We start from the raw sequence: 18,807 nt of genomic DNA, 5'->3' as shown, positions 1-18,807 counted from the left end.
ACGAAAACTGGGACTTATTAGCACTAAGTCCCAGTTCTTTAATATCCATCGCTCTACTTACGCTACTATGAAGTTAAAATTTAATCCCAAGCTTATCTTAGGCTTAATCTTAATTGGTACAAGCATTACTGCCTGTAAAACACCTCAAACTTTACAGAAAACTACTATTTCTGATGATTCTTTAATGACCCTAGTACAAAAACAAACGTTTAATTATTTCTGGGAAGGCGCAGAACCGAATTCGGGAATGGCAAGAGAAAGAATACACCTAGATGGACAATATCCACTGAATGATTTTAATGTTGTCACCGTCGGCGGTTCTGGTTTTGGCATCATGGCTACAATTGTTGCTGCGGAACGTGGTTTTATCTCTGCCGATGAAGCAACTAAAAGGTTTGATCGTATTGTAGATTTTCTAGCAAAAGCCGATCGTTATCACGGTGCTTGGTCGCATTGGATAGATGGTCCAACTGGGAAATCGAAGGTTTTTGGAAATCAAGATGATGCAGCTGATATCGTTGAGACAGCATTTATGGCTCAAGCGTTAATCTGTCTTCGCGAATATTATCAAAATGGTAACGACCAGCAGCAGCAAGTTGCTAAGAAAGCAGACGCTTTGTGGAAAGGAATTGATTGGGATTTCTTTAGAAATGGCCAAGATGTGCTGTACTGGCACTGGAGTCCAACACATGGCTGGGGAATGAATCATGCTATCCAAGGTTATGATGAGTGTCTAATCAGTTATGTGCTTGCAGCAAGTTCACCAACCCATCCTATCCCAGCTTCTACTTACCATAAAGGTTGGGCAAGAAGTGGAGCAATAGTATCTACAGGCGAAAAATATGGAATACCGTTAATTTTGAAACATAATGCTCCTGAACATGCGGTAGGTCCTCTATTTTGGTCCCATTATTCATATTTAGGACTAAATCCAAAAGGACTACAGGATCAATATGCTGATTATTGGAAAGTCAATGTCAATCACACTAAAATCAATATTGAGTACGCTAAACAAAATCCTCATCAATTTAAAGGATATGGTGAAAACTCTTGGGGCCTAACGGCGAGTTATTCTGTCAAGGGGTATGATGCTCATCATCCAGACAATGATAAAGGGGTCATCTCTCCTACAGCTGCACTTTCATCCATCCCTTACGCACCTGAAGAAAGCTTGAAGGCAATGCACTACTTCTATGAGCAAAAAGGTACAGAGCTTTTTGGTAAGTATGGATTTTACGATGCTTTTTCTGAAACAGAAAACTGGTACCCACAACGCTATCTAGCCATCGATCAAGGACCGATAGTGGTCATGATCGAGAATTACAGAACTGGTTTAATTTGGAACTTGTTTATGCAAGCTCCTGAGATTAAAGCAGGATTAAAAAATTTAGGTTTTAAAAGCCCAAAGCTATAATACACATTATTCACACACAATAACTATTAGAACATGAAACAATGGACTTCCTTATTAGTCGCTGTTGCATTGGTTCCGACACTGGCTTTCACACAGCCAGCGAAAAAACAAGATCCTAAAATGGATAAGTTTATCTCTGAACTGATGAAAAAAATGACAGTAGATGAAAAAATTGGTCAGCTAAACTTAGTTACTGCGGGCGAGGTAACCACAGGTACTACGGCTAGCACTGGAGTTGAAGCAAAAATTGCAGCTGGTCAAATTGGTGGAATCTTTTCTATGACTACACCTAAAAAAATTCGCGCTGCTCAAGAACTTGCTGTCAATAAAACAAGATTAAAAATTCCGATGATATTTGGTCTTGACGTCATCCATGGATACAAAACGACTTTTCCAATTCCACTGGGGCTTTCTGCCACATGGGACATACCTTTAATTGAAAAAACTGCGCGTATAGCAGCACAGGAAGCTACCGCAGACGGAATCAATTGGACATTCTCTCCAATGGTTGACATCTCTAGAGATGCACGCTGGGGACGAATTTCTGAGGGTTCTGGAGAAGACCCCTATTTAGGCTCTCAAATTGCAAGAGCAATGGTCAAAGGATATCAAGGCGATGATCTAACAGCAGTAAATACCATGATGGCTTGTGTAAAGCACTGGGCACTATATGGAGCTGCTGAATCGGGAAAAGATTATAATACGACCGACATGAGTCTTCACCGTATGTATAATGAATACTTCCCTCCTTATAAAGCAGCTGTAGAAGCTGGAGCTGGAACAGTAATGACTTCATTTAATGATATCAATGGAACACCAGCAACGGCTAATAAATGGTTAGTTACTGATGTTCTTCGCAAAGAATGGGGATTTAATGGTATGGTTGTAACAGATTATACTGGAATTTCTGAGTTAATCGACCACGGTTTAGGAGATTTAAAACAAGTATCGGCACTTTCTATAAAAGCAGGTGTAGATATGGATATGGTATCTGAAGGATTTCTGAACACTTTAAAGCAGTCACTCCAAGATGGCAAAGTCTCACAAAGTGATATTGATCGCGCTTGTCGATTGGTGTTGGAAGCGAAATATAAGTTAGGTTTATTTGAAGACCCTTACCGCTATTGCAATGAAGATCGTGCTCAAACTGAGTTATTGACACCTGCAAATCTAAAAGTTGCACGCGATGCCGCTACAAAATCTTTTGTGCTGTTAAAAAATGACAACCAACTTCTGCCTTTACAGAAAAAAGGTACTGTGGCTGTTATAGGACCTTTAGCAAATACGCGAGCAAATATGGTGGGTACATGGTCAGTAAGTTCTGACTTAGTCAATACTCCTTCCCTAGTCGAAGGCATGCAATCTGTTTTAGGCAATCAAGTGAAAATCGTAACGCACTTAGGTTCAAACTTGCTAGAAGATGCCGTATATCAGGAACATGCGACTATGTTTGGCCGTACGATACCGAGAGACAATAGACCTGAATCTGAAATTGTTGCTGAGGCTTTACAGATCGCTGCCCAAGCAGATGTTATTGTAGCGGCATTAGGTGAATCATCGGAGATGTCTGGTGAAAGCTCAAGCCGTACAGAAATTGGTATTCCTGCGATACAACAACGTCTTTTGTCGGAATTATTAAAAACAGGTAAGCCCGTCGTACTCGTCTTATTTGCAGGTAGACCAATGACCTTAACTTGGGAAAATGAACACGTTCCAGCGATCTTAAATGCTTGGTTTGGAGGATCTGAAACAGGAGCTGCTGTTGCAGAAGTATTATTTGGTGATGTAAATCCGTCTGGAAAACTAACAGCTACCTTCCCTAGAAATGTTGGACAACTGCCCATTTATTATGCACATAAAAATACAGGTAGACCTTTGGCTGAAGGCGGATCCTTTCAAAAATTTAGATCTAATTATATCGATGTGATCAACAGCCCACTTTTTCCTTTTGGATATGGATTAAGTTACACTACATTCGATTACTCTGATCTAAAATTAGACAAATCTTCTATTAAAGCAGGACAATCTATCCAAGCGTCTGTCACATTGAGTAATACAGGTAAATATGATGGTGAGGAAGTTGTTCAGCTTTATATTAAAGATGTTGTTGGTTCAATTACACGTCCTGTCAAAGAATTAAAAGGTTTTAAAAAAGTATTTTTAAAGGCTGGCGAATCTACAACAGTCAACTTTACAGTTTCTGAGGAAGAACTGAAATTTTATAATAATGACTTAAAATTTGTAGCTGAGCCTGGAGATTTTATCCTATATATCGGTAAAAATTCTCAAGATTTATTAGAAAGTAAATTCCAATTAAAATAATTGATTACTCTTTTTAACGTGGGAGCTATCTTAAATGAGATAGCTCCTTTTTTTATGTTATTAAAAAAATATAATAGGTCATCTACTCCATCATGCATCCCTCACAATATGAGTAGTATTCTTACTTAATATTTACTGCAAAATGAATTGTATGTCGCGATCGCAAAAATAGGCTGCTGACTTAAAATAAAAAAGCCGCATCTCACGACGGGGCTTTACTCACTAAACATATGATTGATTGTTGGTATAGTTTAATTGAAATCGATTTTCAAAAAATTAATGAGAGTAAAATCATCAGCTTATTGATAGGTATGAACCGACGTAAGGACTTTCCAAGCACCGTCTTCGTTAATTAAGGTAACAAGATCTGTCATGGTAAAATTTTCAAATTTCAAAGTAACTTTCGCAATCATAGAATTTGGGCACTGTTCCAATACTTGGTAAGAAGTGATGCAATTTAATTTTTCTCCTCGCTGCTTTTTTAAAAAGTTAATAATTTCGGAACGACTGTGACTTTTGGATTTTTCAGTTTGTATCCGTTGGCAGAATTCTGGAGCAAATAATTGTTCCAATCCAATAGATTCTCCCTCTGTAATGACTTCTAAATAATGATCTAGGGCCAATTTTGCCATTGAAAGATTGATAGTCCTTTTTTCAGGCCTACCATCAGCCATCGTGCATATGGATATGACGATAAGGGCTGCTGTTGCACATGTTTTTAATAAAGTTTTCATTGGTCTTTATTTTACATGTTCCTTTTTTAGTACTGATCCCTAGTTAAATGCAATTATTTGAGCGCTTTTTTATTCAATCAACTCAAAGAATCCAATACATGACCTCTAATCAAAAACCAAAGGCAGATCGATAGGTCTTTTACAAACAGTTGTGTATCGCTTATCGAATAGGGCGATCCAAAATAAAAAGTGCCGGATATTTACAAGATGATATTTCGCTTAAACGCACAGCCCAGCTCAATGATGGTATCCGTTTTTGAAATCCCGGGAATACTATCTATTTTATCATATAATAACTGTCTCATGTGCTCATGGTCTTTCGCTATAATTTTTAAGTAAAGCGTATAATTTCCTGTGATATAGTAACATTCTGTCACTTCCGGTATTTTTTGCAATTCTTCAATAATTCTTTTAGAATCATGATCCTTTTCCAGGGAGATACCAGTAAAAGCTCCCCAATCATACCCCAGTTTTTTTTCATTTAAAACAGGTTTAATCCCTACTAAAATTCCCTGATCAATTAATCGCGTAATTCGTTGATGAATCATGGTATTGGAAACTCCTAATATGGCAGCAATAGCTGAATAAGCCATCCGTCCATCTGCCTCCAAATGTTTCAAAATCTGTCTGTCAAAATCATCTAATTGACTCATAGTTTACTTTTCTATATGCTGGAATGAATAAGTTAAATTACACATTTTAATGCAAACAAAAAGTTTAATTTAACTTTTCATGCATTAATTAGTTTAAATATTGTACATTTATTTGATAATTCCAATACTATGAATGATTTAACAAATGAAACTAAAAGCAATGCCTTCATTGCAAAGGAAAGTAAATATGGAGCACATAATTACCATCCACTTCCTGTTGTCTTGTCGAGAGGAAAAGGTGTATTTGTTTGGGATGTAGAAGATCGTCGCTATTACGACTTTCTTTCTGCCTATTCTGCCGTAAATCAAGGACATTGTCATCCAAGAATTATTAAAGCATTAAAGCAACAGGCAGAAAAACTGACCCTTACTTCTAGGGCCTTCTACAGTGATCAACTGGGTAATTTTGAGGAATACATGTGCAAACTATTTGGTTATGACAAAGCATTAATCATGAATTCTGGAGTAGAAGCTGTAGAAACAGCCATGAAGCTCTGTCGAAAATGGGCTTATCTCGTTAAAGGTATTGCTAAAGACCAAGCTAAAATTGTTTTTGCTCAGGGCAATTTCCATGGCAGGACAATTTCCATTATTTCGGCTTCTACCGATGATTCTGCAAAAAAAGATTTTGGACCATTTCTAGAAGGTGTGCTTCAAGTGCCTTATAACGATGTGGATGCATTTGAAAATTTATTAGAAAATGATGCAAATATAGCCGGATTTATTGTTGAACCTATTCAAGGAGAGGCTGGTATCATCGTGCCAGATCATGACTATCTAGCTCGTATAAAAGCAATATGTAAAAAATACAATGTACTATTTATTGTCGATGAAATCCAAACAGGGATTGCACGAACAGGCAATATGTTGGCCTCTTACGATATCGATGGTTACAACGACAGTACTAAGCCCGACCTATTGATTTTAGGAAAAGCATTATCGGGAGGTGTAGTTCCTGTCTCTGCTGTTTTGGCAGACGATGCGATTATGTTAACCATTAAACCGGGAGAGCATGGTTCAACATATGGAGGTAATCCTTTGGCATGCGCAGTATCCATGGAAGCACTACAAGTCGTGCTTGATGAGCATTTGGCCGAGAATGCCGAAAATATGGGTCAGTTATTTAGAAATGGCCTTGAAGAAATGATGACCAGATGTCCCATCATCACAGAAGTCAGAGGCAAAGGATTATTAAATGCGATCGTTATTGATAGTGAAGAGGAAGACGATCTAGCTTGGGAAATTTGTTTAAAATTTAAGGAAAATGGATTATTGGCGAAACCGACCCATGGCAATAAAATTCGCTTAGCCCCTCCTTTGGTTATGACAGAAGAACAGATCGAGGAAAGTTTAAAAATAATTGAGAAATCCCTAAAACACTTTTCCTAAATATTCATGAAAAGAGCGATTCAATTAATTAAAAACAGATCTGATATTGGTGCAGGAACTCGAGGTTCTGACCTCGGTATTGATGCCATAGAAATTGCTGCAATTAACAAAGGGAGTCAGTATTTTAATACATACACTTACGTCGATATACAGACACGCAATGGTACCATCTATGATCCACTCATTTATCCATTTGGAAGACGGATCAAACAGGTGTTACAACAGTGCAAGCTATTAGCGATATCTGTGGAAGATTGTTTATTAGAAGAAAAATTTCCACTCGTATTCTCGGGAGACCATTCATCAGCAATTGGAACTATTAGTGGTATAAAATCAGCTTTTCCTGATAAAACCTTAGGGGTTATATGGATTGACGCGCATGCTGATCTACACGCTCCCTATACTACTCCTTCAGGCAATCTACACGGTATGCCTTTAGCGGCTGTACTAGGCATTGATAATCTTGAAAATCAAATCAATGACATTGACGAGGAAACTAAAAAATATTGGAATAAACTAAAATCGATTGGAACTTCAAATGCTAAATTGAGATCAGAACATCTGATCTATTTTGGAGTCCGTGATACAGAACCACCAGAAGAAAATTTAATTGAGAAACTAGCCATCAAAAAATATCCAGTTGAAAAGGTCAGAAATAGGAGTATCAAAATCTGTGTTGCCGATGCATTACAACAATTAGCAGCATGTGATATCGTCTATGTCTCTTTTGATGTTGATAGTATGGATAGTGAATTAATTTCTAATGGAACTGGAACCCCAGTTCCTAAGGGATTTGATCCAGCAGAAATTACCGAAATACTTCAGGAAATCATTGCTTCAGGAAAAGTAATCTGTTTAGAACTTGTGGAGGTGAATCCCCTACTTGATAGTCAAGGCAATCGAATGGCGGAAGTTGCTTTCGAAATTTTAGAACAAGTCACAGAATCAATCGAGGCATTGAGCACACGTTAACAATCTCTTATTTCATCATTGGACAGATAATACATTTATAACTAAATTGCATCTGTCCAATTAAAAATTTCTTAGTTGGCATCTACTATCTTGTAAACAAAATCTTCTTCCATCCAAAATGATTAACAGGTTTTCGATGCTGAACTGTTTCGGTTCTACCTATCTCCCTCCATATGATGGGATATCATTCAATTTTTGGATAATAAAAAACTCCTAAATGAATATTATACTAGCATTTTTGCGTAAAATTGTATTATATACAAAAGTAAATTGAGATTTTTTTTCCATATTGCCTATCAAGGTCAAGATTACAGCGGTTGGCAAAGACAACCAGATGTCAAGAGTGTACAGGAAGTTTTAGAAACTACGCTTTCTAAAATTTTAAAAGTACAAACCACTATATTTGGATGTGGACGTACGGATGCTCAAGTACATGCCAGTCAATATTTTTTTCATGCCGATATGGAAAAAGAATGTGATTTTGATTTACTTTATCGATTAAACAAAGCTCTTCCTACCAATATCGCTGTTTACGATATTATAAAAATGGACGGCAAACCTCATGCTCGTTTTGACGCTATACATAGAGAATACGATTATTTTATACATACGTATAAAGATCCTTTCTTAAGCAATCAAAGTTCTTTATACTTATATCCAAATTTAGATCTGCAAAAAATGAGCGAGGCCGCTAAAGTGTTACTTAAATACAAAGATTTTCGTCCCTTTTGTACTCATCCTGATAAAAATGAGCATACCCTATGTCAAGTATCGTCGACCGGAATATATGTAAATACAAAAGGGGATCGGATTCGTTTTAATATAGCTAGTAATCGCTTTTTAGGAAAAATGATTCGTATTATAACAGGTAAATTGTTGAAAATAGCTGTTGGTGAATTGAGTATTGATGAATTTGAAAATCATTTAATAACATTAGATGTACCAAAAATATTAAACCCAGCCTATCCAGTCGGATTATACCTTTCTAAAGTTAAATATCCATATTTAGACCTGCCCCCACGAACTGATTTTTTGAGCCCTACACAAAGTTCAGACTGGCTATTGATTTAAATATGCATGCGGCCATTGTCATACTTCTGGTACTTTATCATTGATAACATCGTATTCATTACCCTATTGTATTCATTTCTCATAATGGGATTGAAAAATACGGCTCTAAAACTCTTGTAATAGCTTAATTATATTTTCGATTGGACGACCAATAACAGCTTGACCATTCTTTACTACGATGGGTCGTTCGATAAGAATGGGATGTTGCAACATGACATCGATCCATTCATTATCCGTAAGTATAAGATCTTTGAAGTTTTCTTGAAATATAGTTTCATGATGTCTAATTAACTGAAGTGGCTTCATTTTGAGTATAGCCAATAGATTTTTCATTTCGTCCTTACTGGGCACATCATTTATATATTCTTGTATATTGAATTCGACATGTTTACTCATTAACAAATCCAATGCAGCACAACTTTTACTACACAATTTATTGTGGTATATCTTTATCATGATGACAATTTATTACAATTAAAACAATAAGCCATTTGATCATATCCATATCGCTTATTGGCCACCTATAGCGGACTTCTACACCTCTATTTGTTTGATAAGCTGAATTTCAGCATTGATCCGAACTTCATCACTGACAACAATATTACCGGCTTCGGTTACAGCATCCCAGGTTAAACCAAAATTCTTACGGCTCAATGAACCACTTAGTGAAAAACCGGCCTTAGTTTGACCATAACTATCCATAACGATTCCTCCAAATGAAACCTCCAACTTAACTGTTTGAGTAATGGAACCAATCGTTAATGCACCAGTTAATACGGCGTGGCTATTAGCTCCCTGATATTTACTTCCCCTGAACCTTAAATGACTATATACATTTGCATTAAAAAAATCAGCGGATTTTAAATGCTCATCTCTTTGTTTATCATTGGTATTAATTGAATTAATTTCGGCAGCAAATTCAATGTTTTTAGCCGTATTAAAATTGTCATTATGAGTTTCCAGCTCAAGTGTAAATTTTTCGAAATAACCCGTTATCGTAGTGATCATTAAATGTTTCACTTTAAAAGACACTTCACTATGACTAGGGTCAATCGACCATTTATTTGATGCGATCATTCATTCGTTTTTAAAATATGATATTCCAGATACTGAGCACTGGTTATCAAACACTACTCACTTAAAATATAAATTGTATTTGCACCTAAATATGAGACCTAGTTCAACTGAATACCAACTCTCAATGCTTGCAAGCCCTTCACACCTTGCAGTTCTTCTAGTTCCAGCTCTTCCATATCATCCAACAAGGTACCGTTCTTTTGTAAATATTGAATATACCCAATATACTCTTTCTCTTCACGTTTTGTAAAATAGACAATGGCAATTTTACCCGGTTGGGTTAGGCGATCATTTGTACCTTTGATCGTTACCTTGTCAATTCTTTTCTTAATAATCTGATACCGAATATTGTATGCTCCTTCAACGTCGAATCGATGCTCATCCGTTCTAAAAGTGATATCAATAAGCGTAGCATTAACAAAAATTAGTTGGGTCGTAAATAATTGTTTTTCCATCTGATCCAACAAACTATGGGTAATCTTTGCGATCGCAGCCATAGATGTTAATTGCCAAAGGCGAATATTTTTGAGGTATATCTCATTAAACTTTTTATCGGGAGCAATTGACTGTCCAATATAAATATCATATTCAACACCATCAGATCTGAACTTTTCAAAATAACAAGGATAAGAATTTTGTAGTTCCTTGTCAAACAATTCAAGATAACCACTGATTCCACTATTTATAATTTGAATCGATCTTTCTAAGACATTACGATTTTTGAATACAATCCCGTGTACGGGATGAATGGCCCTTTCATATTCAGAAATAATTCCATGTGCTTGCTCTGAGTTTTCTTTGAAGTAGGTCAACACTTCAGTCACATGCTGATTGAAAAAGTCATTGAGTTGAATCTGAATAATATCCATTAACTCTTCATTGAGTTCTTGGTGCCATCTACGGCAATTGAAAATCATTTCATCTAGTATAACAATATTATTTAGGCTTTTTAGCTGAATCAAAACATTTTCCAGTAGTTCAAGATGAACGATCATATCCTGAAATGCAGCTCTATTTCTTTCAACGGTTGAATTTCTGATATCTACGGCTCCATATAAAGGATAAACTTGTTCAAATTTGATATCACCAATAACAGGTTTAGGTTTATCTTGTTCAATCCGTTGTAAATATTCCCAAGCCTCTTTATTAAATTTCCACTGCACCGCGGATTGTAAGGATGTAAATTTTTCCTTGATCACCTCATTGATCTGGGTCTGGAATTCGACAATTTCATCTTTCAATAACTGGGCAAGCAGGGTACTTGCTCTAAAGATACGAGCCAGTATTTGGTCTTCTAAAATTGCATCAGTTCTTGTAAAAACCTCAATAATTCCGACGATTTCTTTATTGTGAGCGATTGGAATTAGAGCATAACTTTGAATGCCAAGATTTTTCAACCTATCCCAAAAAAATGAAATTGTTTTATCAGCGATATCCTCTTTCCCATCGAACACTAAAATTTGAGGATTCTGAATAAATTGATCTAACAATTCTTGAATACGTTGCTGACTTGTGTTATTTTCTTTTATTAAATCGAGCAATGCTGATGTCTTCCTTTCTTTGAAATCAAACACCACCTGATCATTTAAATTAAAAAAGGGCAATAACGAAAAATCAATTTCCGAATTTCCTGAAAGTGTTTTTAAAGCAGTAATTACATGTTCATATGAATCTTTTTCATCAATGCCTTTAATAATGATGTTTTTGATATTTTCTAAAGCCTGCTGTTCTGTAATATCTGTGACCGATAAAATTGAAAAACCTTCCATTCGAATCATTTCTAGTGGAATTAATGATTTTATGATTTCAAAATTTAAAGTTTTTGAAAACCCATCGATTACTTTAGATCGATCAAAAAATGGTAGTTCCCCGATGACCTGTACCTCGACAAAAGTATGGTCAATATTGATCCTATAATATTTTTCTAAGCCCGAAGTGTCATCTGTAAATGAATGAATGATCTCAAAGTGCTTGCTTGATTTTATTCCGTATAATCTTTCTAGGATAAATGAATATAACATCTCCATTTTATCATTAAAAGCATCAGAACAATCTACTACATCAAGTTGATTTTCACACTTATACTGCTTCAGTAATGTGTAAAATTTATTCGTTCCATAACATATCGTTTTTCCTAATGGAAATCCTATAGCCCAGTAGTTATCTTCATAATCGGACAAAAGAGGATTGAGAGTCGCATGGATCAGTTGTAATTCCTGTTCGAATTTAAATATGTTATCATTATTCACAGGTCCATGCGCTGCAAGAGCGTTATCAAAATCATGCAATACATGTGTTAAAAAATCCCTCCTTATTAAAAGTTCATCGTTATATCTTCTTTTCAGATATTTTAGAAATGGTTCAAACGAGAGGTGAGTTTCAATAATAGGGAATTGATCTTCTTCGTCGCTAATAATGTTGAATAATGCTGATTGCATATTTTATAAATTAAAATCAAGATTCCAGTACAAGACTCCAACAAAAAAGAATATTTACTATTCTTAAAGGATTAGCTTAATGGATAATAACCAACAGCAAAAACTGAGTTATCATGTATTTTGGATGCTTGAATTCTTTGTAATATTTAATAGTTACTATTTTTAAATGGAATATTATAGGTAAAATCCTTCTTTATGCCTTTATTCTCATAAGTATAATAAGTTATTTGTGTACTTCTATCGAGCATCATATCGACAGTCACAAAACCTTGCATTGAATTCTTATAGAGCAAATGATTATTTCCTTTTATAGATGAGCTTTTTGAACCTGAACCACTAACAATTTGATACTGACCATCCGCTTTAATGAATTGGAGACCATGGTCATGTCCGGAAATATACAAGTAGTTAGGAAATCCATTAAATACTTCCTTGACACTTTGCTTCAAGTGCTTGTATGCGGCATGATTCATGTCTTCTGGATTTGAAAATGCGGTAGATCGTAATAAAGGATACAGCGACCCTATAACAGGTAGAGGTAAGTAGTAATTTTTATTCAAAATCGTAAGTGGAAAGATATGATCTTTCCATGAATAATAACCAGCATGTACACCGTAGGAATAAAAAGGATGATGCGAAGTTACTAATATGGTTTTATTTTTATTTTTATCGCGTATTTTACGCAATCTCTCCAATATTTCTGCCTCAGAATTACAGTCACACCTCATACTTCCATCATTCTTTTTATAAGGAAATAACCACCACTCACTGTCATATGCAATCATAACCATATGCTCTGAAATTGGTATTTCTACCGGATCAGGGCAACCATTTGATGGAATTAAACGTAAAAGAGAATCCTTTTGTGATGCTAAAAATTGTCCTTGAGCTCTAATCTTTGCAAGCCCATCTTTTCCAGATCGATCCCAATCATGATTGCCCGGAATAAAATATACTGGCGCACCTGCTTTTCGCATAGGTTCATACTGAGAACGTAGAATGGCTGCAGTCTCTAGCTCCTCTTTACTACCCGGAAGTCCCATTCCTTTTGGATAAATATTGTCACCGAGGTACATTACTGTGCTCCTTCCTTTAATAATTAGCGCTGCAGCATGAGGTATTATGGTTTCTTGTTTAAAATTCATTTCACCTGCATCACCGATAAAGATGACCCTATTTACGACACTGTCTTGTCCAAAAGCTTGGATCGTGAGACATGATAAAAAAAGAACAAACCAATTTTTCAACATGTGATCAATTTAATTTAAATTTCAATAATGTTGCTTTTCCATTTTTATCTCCAGCCTCATTGCCAATAAATAGATTGCCCGCATGATCAAAAGCAATTGCTTCTGGTTGATTGAAGATAGCTGGATTTAAAGGATAGGCACCAATTACCTCCCATTTATCATCAGTCACGACCAGCATTTTATTAATAGAAGAAAGGATATACCATTGATTCGTTTTTTTATTTCTGGTCATCGCAGAAGGACGAAACTTCTTCCCATTTAAACTACTAAAATGATCAATTTGCTGCTCATTAATTTGAAATTCGCTTTTTAGTGAAATATCACCATCTTTAGAAATCGCCAAAATATAACCTGTAAGACTTTTTGATTTATTATCAACCGCGCATTTCTTACATAAAACATAGAGTAAACTATCCATTGGCGATGCTGCTAAAGACTCATATTCTGCTTTGGGAATAATGTGTTTCCCGACCTTGACACTTTCTGCGTTTTGCTGAAGCAGATCGGTATAGGGGAATGTATAAATAGATCCATTGCTTTCAAGTACCATAATAAAACCATTGCTGATCGCGATATCTTCATAATCTCCTTTCTTCGCAAATTTAATTTCCTGGTGTTTTTTCTCCCCTGGCGCAAAAAAATATACGATTCCATTTTCATCTTCATTTGCAAAGATATGGTTAGAACTTTCCTCTGGAAACGCTATTCCAGATAATTCATGAAGCGCATCTGGAACAAACAGCTTCTCTCCATTATTTAAATCAAAACCCTTTGGACTTGGGTAAACAATATGATGCTGAGCACATGCTGAAAAGAAAAACAAGCACACGAAAGGCAGTAAGATCAACAGGTATTTTCTATTATTCATTTTCAGTAATTCAAAATGTCTTCATTAGTATGTAAAAGTCATAAAAGTTATGATATGTTCATGACTCAATCCTACAATTTTTAAATTTTTATCATTTCTACGAGTTTATAACTGTTTTTGAAATGTAAGCTTTTCAATTTATTTGTTGACATACCTGCAACCTATAAAATCTAAGCATTGAGAATAACGACAACAAGAAATGCAAATACAGATACAATTAAACCGTACATAAATATATTATAAGCTAGTCGCAGTAATTTAAATTTACGACCTAGTACTACTCCTTGTGAGTAGACATCTTTTATCAAGGTATTATACAGGTATTCGCGTTCTTCCATAATCAGTTTCATCCCACTGCTATAGCTTTCTAAATTCATTTTATAGAAATTACCAAAAAACAGTAAGTTAACTTTTTTATTCTTCAGGTCTTCATCTGTATATTTGCCATTTGGAACAGATGGCCGTGTTGCCAAAATAGCGATCACCATAGTCGCCAAACTGGTAAATAACAATATTGCTGTGGGAAATATCAAATGGGCATTACTATCTAACTTACGCAGTAATAAGGCAATGACAACCGATAGTATAATGGAGTTTACAGTGATTAAGATATTCGATTTATTATCTGCCATATCGCTTAAACGCTGATTATTGGTAGAAGTTATTCGGAACATCGTCTCAATACCGCGTTCGGGTCTATTACCTTTCTGTTCTGCTTGATGCTCCTTTTTATGGTTTTTTTTATTTTCTTTTTTTTCCAACTCAGTTGTATCAGATTCTTTTTTTTGTTTTAAAGTTGCCATATTTTGCTTTTTCTTGTGATCCAGAAATTTACGACCATAGTCCGTATGATAATGATGGCTTTCCATTAACTGGAGAGTACCTTTTCTCCAGTCCTCTTTATTGACCTGATAACCGCAGGCTTTTACCTCTTGTCGCATTAGTTTGTTGCGAGCATCAAATCGATCACTGCCTAAATGAAACAAGTCGGCATCACAGACAATTTCTTCTAATAAATTTTGAGGAGATTGAGGTAATTTTGTTGCTAATATACATCCGCGAATGGCACTGATCATAGGAATGTCTACATTTTTTTCCCTGAAAAACTTTTCAGCTATATCTGCACTTCTCTCTTCATGACTTTCTTTACCATTCACGCAATAACCAAGGTCGTGAAAATAGGCAGATAGTGTAACAATTGCGGTATCATGTTCATCTAAATTATAATAAGATGCCATTGTTCGCGCCGCTTCCACCACTTCTTCTGTATGGTCACTATTATGGAAGCTTAATTTTGAAAGATCATGATCACCCATATACTTTCCTACATATGCTGCAGTTTCCTTTATCAATTGAGAATAATCCATGAGATATGAGTTACTTTTATAAGTGATCAATTTGTTTTTCATTCATGCTTTTATAGTTTAAAGATAAGGATAAATAATACAATAATTCTTACGTCTTTAACCGCTCGAAGGTATCGATTATTGATAAAAAAACCTTTAAAAAGAGATAGCTCGACTCCTATTACATCCACCCACTTCATATAACATGTAAAACACGTATATAAATTGGTTACTGTCATAACTGATGACTCAACTTAATGTCAGTGCCATTGATTACGACTGCTCAAATTCAACTTAGTAGAACCAATATAATACCCACTAAAGCTGGAACTGCTTGCTTATAAAAGATGCTTTTTCCTGCTGTCGCACTACCGTATACTCCGGCAATGAAAACACAACCTAGAAAAAACAGCGCTACTTGACTCTGCCAAATGACATCACTTATATATAGAGACCAAATAAGTCCCGCCGATAAAAATCCATTGTAGAGCCCCTGATTGGCCGCTAATGTCTTTGTTTCTTTAAATAGGTGCGCGGGTAAAGATTTAAATGTTTCCTTACCTTTAGTTTCCCAGGCGAACATTTCTAACCATAATATATATATATGTTCTAATGCTACTAAAGCAATTATTATTTTTGCAGTAATTCCAATTAGTCCTTCCATAAGTTAAATTGCTAAGTTTAAGATGTCATGATATACCACTGATATATGACAAGTTTTATATTTATCATGATAAATATAAAAAAAATCAAGGATATTTATATTTAAAACTCTCAAACTAGATCTGTTTCTTTTTTTTATTGGTTAGGATTTTGCGATGGACGGCTGCATATTAAATCAAGACCGGAAAGACAAAAAGACTTCTTTTGCATCATAGACACAAGATCTAATTTTACGTGTTCGTTAACTTTATATGCATTAACATATAACGAATATAGTCTGTCCATAAAAAATTTAAATATATTTGTCGGAAATGATCAAAGGACTATCCTATTAATAAGGAAAAATGATTTAAGACTATATTACGCAAACGATGGAAATAAGAAACAGCACAGCTAACGATATAACGGATATATTCAACATATACGAACAGGCCTCTGCTTATAAGTTACAGGTAGGCAATAAAGGCTGGAAAGGATTTGAAGTAGCTCAGGTACAGAAAGAGATCGATGAAGATAGACATTTTGTTATCTTAGAAGAAAATGTTTTAGCTTGTACATTCGTTCTGACATTTAAAGATGACATCATATGGAAAGAATCTGCGAATGACTCATCAATCTATATTCATCGAATAGCGACCAATCCACTTTTTAGAGGAAATTCATATGTAAAAAAGATTGTCTCATGGGCTAAAGAATATGCACGGAATAGTGATAAAAAATATATTAGACTCGATACGCATAGTGGTAATGATAAAATAAATAACTATTACATGAGTTGCGGTTTTACTTATAAAGGAATCAGTCAAATAAATTGGACACCAGCTCTACCCGAGCACTATAAAGAGGGATCATTCAGTCTTTTTGAAATTATTTTATAATAATACTATCCTCTCCACTCTCCTTCTCTTCTACATATTCATTATTTAGGGCACTACCACCAGTGTATTTTCTTAAATTATGAAATTGAATAGATACCTCATTTAAATATTATTCACTCAACATGATCTGTACTCACACATTTCATTGGGTTAAAATCGAAATCATATGACAAGGTTTCCCTTCGTCATGTCCATTTATAATCATATCATAATTTCTGAATCGCATAAGCAGTGGATGTATTTCTAATAGAAAAACAAACATTTTAGGTCTTTTGATTGTTTAATTAATGAAATTCAATATTTAAATAAAAGATTCTATTATGAAAAACTCGAAGTTAAAAGACGAATTTGAACAAGTTAACGAAAGTAGCGGTACTTCACCCCATCGTTATGGTAAGGACGCTTTTAAGAAGGATAAAAAGACAAAAAAAAACAACAATATATTCTGGATTGGTGGTGCACTAGTGGCATTGTTAGTTTGGAAATATTGTCAAAATGATCCTGCTAAAAAGAATGTATTGGGATTTATAGGATGTAAAAAAAATCTATGAATCAATGATGTTGTCCATACATAATTCACTTTTTCAATAAGCGTTTTAAAATTCTTAAGTACGTCAAAAAGCATAATAGAGCAGCTGGCTATTTAGCTGTTAAAATTCAAAACGCACAATTTTTAAATTATCAAATTTTAATATAATTATATACATATGAGTCAAGAAAATATAAATCAAAGGGAGGAAGCGATAAAAAAAATTAAAGAACTTGCAGAAGGTATTAATTTTTGCTTTTTCTGTACTGATCTTAATCACCCCCCTTTCGAGTCCACTCCCATGAGTGTACAGGAAGTAGATGATCAAGGTAATATCTGGTTTCTTGCATCTAAAGATAGCGATAAGTACAGAAACATTAAACTGAACAAACAGGTTCAGCTGTATTTTTCAGATCCGTCATCTATGAAATATCTGTCTCTTTTTGGAAACGCTGAGATAGTGGATGATCAAAGTAGAATAGATAAATACTGGAATAAATTTGTTGAAGGATGGTTTGAAAAAGGTCGCACAGATCCCAATATTATTTTATTCAAAATTAAGCCTGAACATGCTCATTATTGGGATACGAAACATCACAAGTTGATATCATATGCCATTACCTTAATTAAGTCTGTAGGTGGAGATTTGGAAGATCAAGGCAGAGAAGGTCAAATTCATATTTAATTAGAGAAAAATTTATTAAAATCACATATTATGAAAAAAGTAACATTTTTATCAATGATGTTGTCAGGGGCATTGCTTTACTCATGTAATAACAATACTCCACAAGAGAAGGCAGAGAATGCTATGGAAAAAACAGAAGAAAAAGCACAAGATGCGGCATCTGATGCTGAAAAAGCTTCTGATAAAGCTGCTCATATTGATTTAGAAAAAACTATTTATTCGAATATGGCAGCTGCAAATGCAGCTGTTGCTAAGATAGCTATGCCTGCTTTGTCAAATAGTAAAGCGAAAGAACTTTGTTCTGATCTAGGCAAATCGATCGTAGACCGTATTAATGCTAAAACTAATGATAATATCATTGAGGCAGAGAAAGATATATTAGAAGATAGAACTGATGTTGAAAAAGCATTTTTGGAAAAGAAAATTTCAGCTCAGGACAAGGATCATATTCTGAAATATGCTGATGATTGTTTAGCAGCAGCGAGAGGAACATTATAATCAAAAATCATTATTGCGCT

18 protein-coding genes are annotated in these 18,807 nt (G+C 34.9%); 9 read left to right on the top strand and 9 right to left on the bottom strand.

Features of this window, described 5'->3' with window-relative positions; genetic code table 11:
• The first annotated feature begins 67 nt into the window (after positions 1-67).
• A complete protein-coding gene (locus tag B3P23_RS05345; protein ID WP_153198099.1) occupies positions 68-1,414 on the top strand; it encodes a glucoamylase family protein in 1,347 nt (448 codons plus the stop codon).
• 33 nt (positions 1,415-1,447) lie between these two features.
• Positions 1,448-3,736 (top strand): beta-glucosidase BglX, encoded by a 2,289-nt coding sequence (bglX, locus tag B3P23_RS05340; protein ID WP_094772885.1) that lies wholly within the window; start codon positions 1,448-1,450, stop codon positions 3,734-3,736.
• 299 nt (positions 3,737-4,035) lie between these two features.
• Here bglX and B3P23_RS05335 read toward each other — a convergent pair whose 3' ends face one another.
• Positions 4,036-4,470, bottom strand: a complete 435-nt coding sequence (locus B3P23_RS05335; protein WP_084405340.1) for a nuclear transport factor 2 family protein — start codon at positions 4,468-4,470, stop codon at positions 4,036-4,038.
• A 200-nt stretch (positions 4,471-4,670) separates the two neighbouring features.
• Positions 4,671-5,123 (bottom strand): Lrp/AsnC family transcriptional regulator, encoded by a 453-nt coding sequence (locus B3P23_RS05330; RefSeq protein WP_108159788.1) that lies wholly within the window; start codon positions 5,121-5,123, stop codon positions 4,671-4,673.
• Positions 5,124-5,252: 129 nt separating this feature from the next.
• Between B3P23_RS05330 and rocD the strand changes: the two genes are divergently transcribed.
• The 3 genes from rocD (at position 5,253) to truA (ending at position 8,555) form a co-directional block, all read left to right on the top strand.
• Positions 5,253-6,512: an ornithine--oxo-acid transaminase gene (gene rocD / locus B3P23_RS05325; protein WP_293924986.1), complete on the top strand. Its 1,260-nt coding sequence runs from the start codon at positions 5,253-5,255 to the stop codon at positions 6,510-6,512.
• A 6-nt stretch (positions 6,513-6,518) separates the two neighbouring features.
• Positions 6,519-7,484, top strand: coding sequence for an arginase (locus B3P23_RS05320; protein ID WP_293924985.1), 966 nt, complete (start codon positions 6,519-6,521; stop codon positions 7,482-7,484).
• A 270-nt stretch (positions 7,485-7,754) separates the two neighbouring features.
• Positions 7,755-8,555 (top strand): tRNA pseudouridine(38-40) synthase TruA, encoded by an 801-nt coding sequence (gene truA / locus B3P23_RS05315; protein WP_293924984.1) that lies wholly within the window; start codon positions 7,755-7,757, stop codon positions 8,553-8,555.
• A gap of 105 nt (positions 8,556-8,660) precedes the next feature.
• Here the strand turns inward: truA and arsC are convergent, their stop codons facing one another.
• The 7 genes from arsC to B3P23_RS05280 form a co-directional block, all read right to left on the bottom strand.
• Entirely contained in the window at positions 8,661-9,011 is a 351-nt protein-coding gene (gene arsC / locus B3P23_RS05310) for an arsenate reductase (glutaredoxin) (protein WP_260949641.1), read from the bottom strand.
• 78 nt (positions 9,012-9,089) lie between these two features.
• The gene (locus tag B3P23_RS05305) at positions 9,090-9,632 is read right to left on the bottom strand and encodes a YceI family protein (protein WP_094772890.1); all 543 of its coding nucleotides are present in this window, start codon (positions 9,630-9,632) and stop codon (positions 9,090-9,092) included.
• A gap of 98 nt (positions 9,633-9,730) precedes the next feature.
• Positions 9,731-12,070 (bottom strand): hypothetical protein, encoded by a 2,340-nt coding sequence (locus tag B3P23_RS05300; RefSeq protein WP_293924983.1) that lies wholly within the window; start codon positions 12,068-12,070, stop codon positions 9,731-9,733.
• A gap of 146 nt (positions 12,071-12,216) precedes the next feature.
• The gene (locus tag B3P23_RS05295) at positions 12,217-13,320 is read right to left on the bottom strand and encodes a metallophosphoesterase (protein WP_293924982.1); all 1,104 of its coding nucleotides are present in this window, start codon (positions 13,318-13,320) and stop codon (positions 12,217-12,219) included.
• A 4-nt stretch (positions 13,321-13,324) separates the two neighbouring features.
• A complete protein-coding gene (locus tag B3P23_RS05290; RefSeq protein WP_108159795.1) occupies positions 13,325-14,188 on the bottom strand; it encodes an SdiA-regulated domain-containing protein in 864 nt (287 codons plus the stop codon).
• Positions 14,189-14,358: 170 nt separating this feature from the next.
• Positions 14,359-15,597 carry a Pycsar system effector family protein gene (locus B3P23_RS05285; protein WP_293924981.1) on the bottom strand — a complete coding sequence of 413 codons (1,239 nt, stop codon included), beginning with the start codon at positions 15,595-15,597 and terminating at the stop codon, positions 14,359-14,361.
• A gap of 226 nt (positions 15,598-15,823) precedes the next feature.
• Positions 15,824-16,198, bottom strand: a complete 375-nt coding sequence (locus B3P23_RS05280) for a DUF1304 domain-containing protein (protein ID WP_211322275.1) — start codon at positions 16,196-16,198, stop codon at positions 15,824-15,826.
• Between the two features lie 370 nt (positions 16,199-16,568).
• Here B3P23_RS05280 and B3P23_RS05275 point away from each other — a divergent pair, with 370 nt between their 5' ends.
• The 4 genes from B3P23_RS05275 to B3P23_RS05260 all read left to right on the top strand — a co-directional run bounded on the left by B3P23_RS05275 (position 16,569) and on the right by B3P23_RS05260 (position 18,787).
• Complete coding sequence (locus B3P23_RS05275) at positions 16,569-17,075, top strand: GNAT family N-acetyltransferase (RefSeq protein ID WP_108159796.1); 507 nt, start codon at positions 16,569-16,571, stop codon at positions 17,073-17,075.
• A 320-nt stretch (positions 17,076-17,395) separates the two neighbouring features.
• Entirely contained in the window at positions 17,396-17,626 is a 231-nt protein-coding gene (locus B3P23_RS05270) for a hypothetical protein (protein ID WP_248753861.1), read from the top strand.
• 156 nt (positions 17,627-17,782) lie between these two features.
• Positions 17,783-18,289, top strand: coding sequence for a pyridoxamine 5'-phosphate oxidase family protein (locus B3P23_RS05265; RefSeq protein ID WP_153198350.1), 507 nt, complete (start codon positions 17,783-17,785; stop codon positions 18,287-18,289).
• 30 nt (positions 18,290-18,319) lie between these two features.
• The gene (locus B3P23_RS05260; RefSeq protein WP_108159798.1) at positions 18,320-18,787 is read left to right on the top strand and encodes a hypothetical protein; all 468 of its coding nucleotides are present in this window, start codon (positions 18,320-18,322) and stop codon (positions 18,785-18,787) included.
• Positions 18,788-18,807: the final 20 nt, after the last annotated feature.

The sequence above is a fragment of the Sphingobacterium sp. UBA6320 genome (genome assembly GCF_002440335.1).
Classification (GTDB): domain Bacteria; phylum Bacteroidota; class Bacteroidia; order Sphingobacteriales; family Sphingobacteriaceae; genus Sphingobacterium.
The sequence above is the reverse complement of the archived record's forward strand: the minus strand, read 5'-3'. Positions and strand labels throughout refer to the sequence as shown.

Excerpts from the sequence above, each read along its gene's own strand:
- B3P23_RS05345 (WP_153198099.1), top strand. The coding sequence starts at position 68 with ATGAAGTTAAAATTTAATCCCAAGCTTATCTTAGGCTTAATCTTAATT.
- bglX (WP_094772885.1), top strand. The coding sequence starts at position 1,448 with ATGAAACAATGGACTTCCTTATTAGTCGCTGTTGCATTGGTTCCGACA.
- B3P23_RS05335 (WP_084405340.1), bottom strand. The coding sequence starts at position 4,470 with ATGAAAACTTTATTAAAAACATGTGCAACAGCAGCCCTTATCGTCATA.
- B3P23_RS05330 (WP_108159788.1), bottom strand. The coding sequence starts at position 5,123 with ATGAGTCAATTAGATGATTTTGACAGACAGATTTTGAAACATTTGGAG.
- rocD (WP_293924986.1), top strand. The coding sequence starts at position 5,253 with ATGAATGATTTAACAAATGAAACTAAAAGCAATGCCTTCATTGCAAAG.
- B3P23_RS05320 (WP_293924985.1), top strand. The coding sequence starts at position 6,519 with ATGAAAAGAGCGATTCAATTAATTAAAAACAGATCTGATATTGGTGCA.
- arsC (WP_260949641.1), bottom strand. The coding sequence starts at position 9,011 with ATGATAAAGATATACCACAATAAATTGTGTAGTAAAAGTTGTGCTGCA.
- B3P23_RS05305 (WP_094772890.1), bottom strand. The coding sequence starts at position 9,632 with ATGATCGCATCAAATAAATGGTCGATTGACCCTAGTCATAGTGAAGTG.
- B3P23_RS05300 (WP_293924983.1), bottom strand. The coding sequence starts at position 12,070 with ATGCAATCAGCATTATTCAACATTATTAGCGACGAAGAAGATCAATTC.
- B3P23_RS05295 (WP_293924982.1), bottom strand. The coding sequence starts at position 13,320 with ATGTTGAAAAATTGGTTTGTTCTTTTTTTATCATGTCTCACGATCCAA.
- B3P23_RS05290 (WP_108159795.1), bottom strand. The coding sequence starts at position 14,188 with ATGAATAATAGAAAATACCTGTTGATCTTACTGCCTTTCGTGTGCTTG.
- B3P23_RS05285 (WP_293924981.1), bottom strand. The coding sequence starts at position 15,597 with ATGAAAAACAAATTGATCACTTATAAAAGTAACTCATATCTCATGGAT.
- B3P23_RS05280 (WP_211322275.1), bottom strand. The coding sequence starts at position 16,198 with ATGGAAGGACTAATTGGAATTACTGCAAAAATAATAATTGCTTTAGTA.
- B3P23_RS05275 (WP_108159796.1), top strand. The coding sequence starts at position 16,569 with ATGGAAATAAGAAACAGCACAGCTAACGATATAACGGATATATTCAAC.
- B3P23_RS05270 (WP_248753861.1), top strand. The coding sequence starts at position 17,396 with ATGAAAAACTCGAAGTTAAAAGACGAATTTGAACAAGTTAACGAAAGT.
- B3P23_RS05265 (WP_153198350.1), top strand. The coding sequence starts at position 17,783 with ATGAGTCAAGAAAATATAAATCAAAGGGAGGAAGCGATAAAAAAAATT.
- B3P23_RS05260 (WP_108159798.1), top strand. The coding sequence starts at position 18,320 with ATGAAAAAAGTAACATTTTTATCAATGATGTTGTCAGGGGCATTGCTT.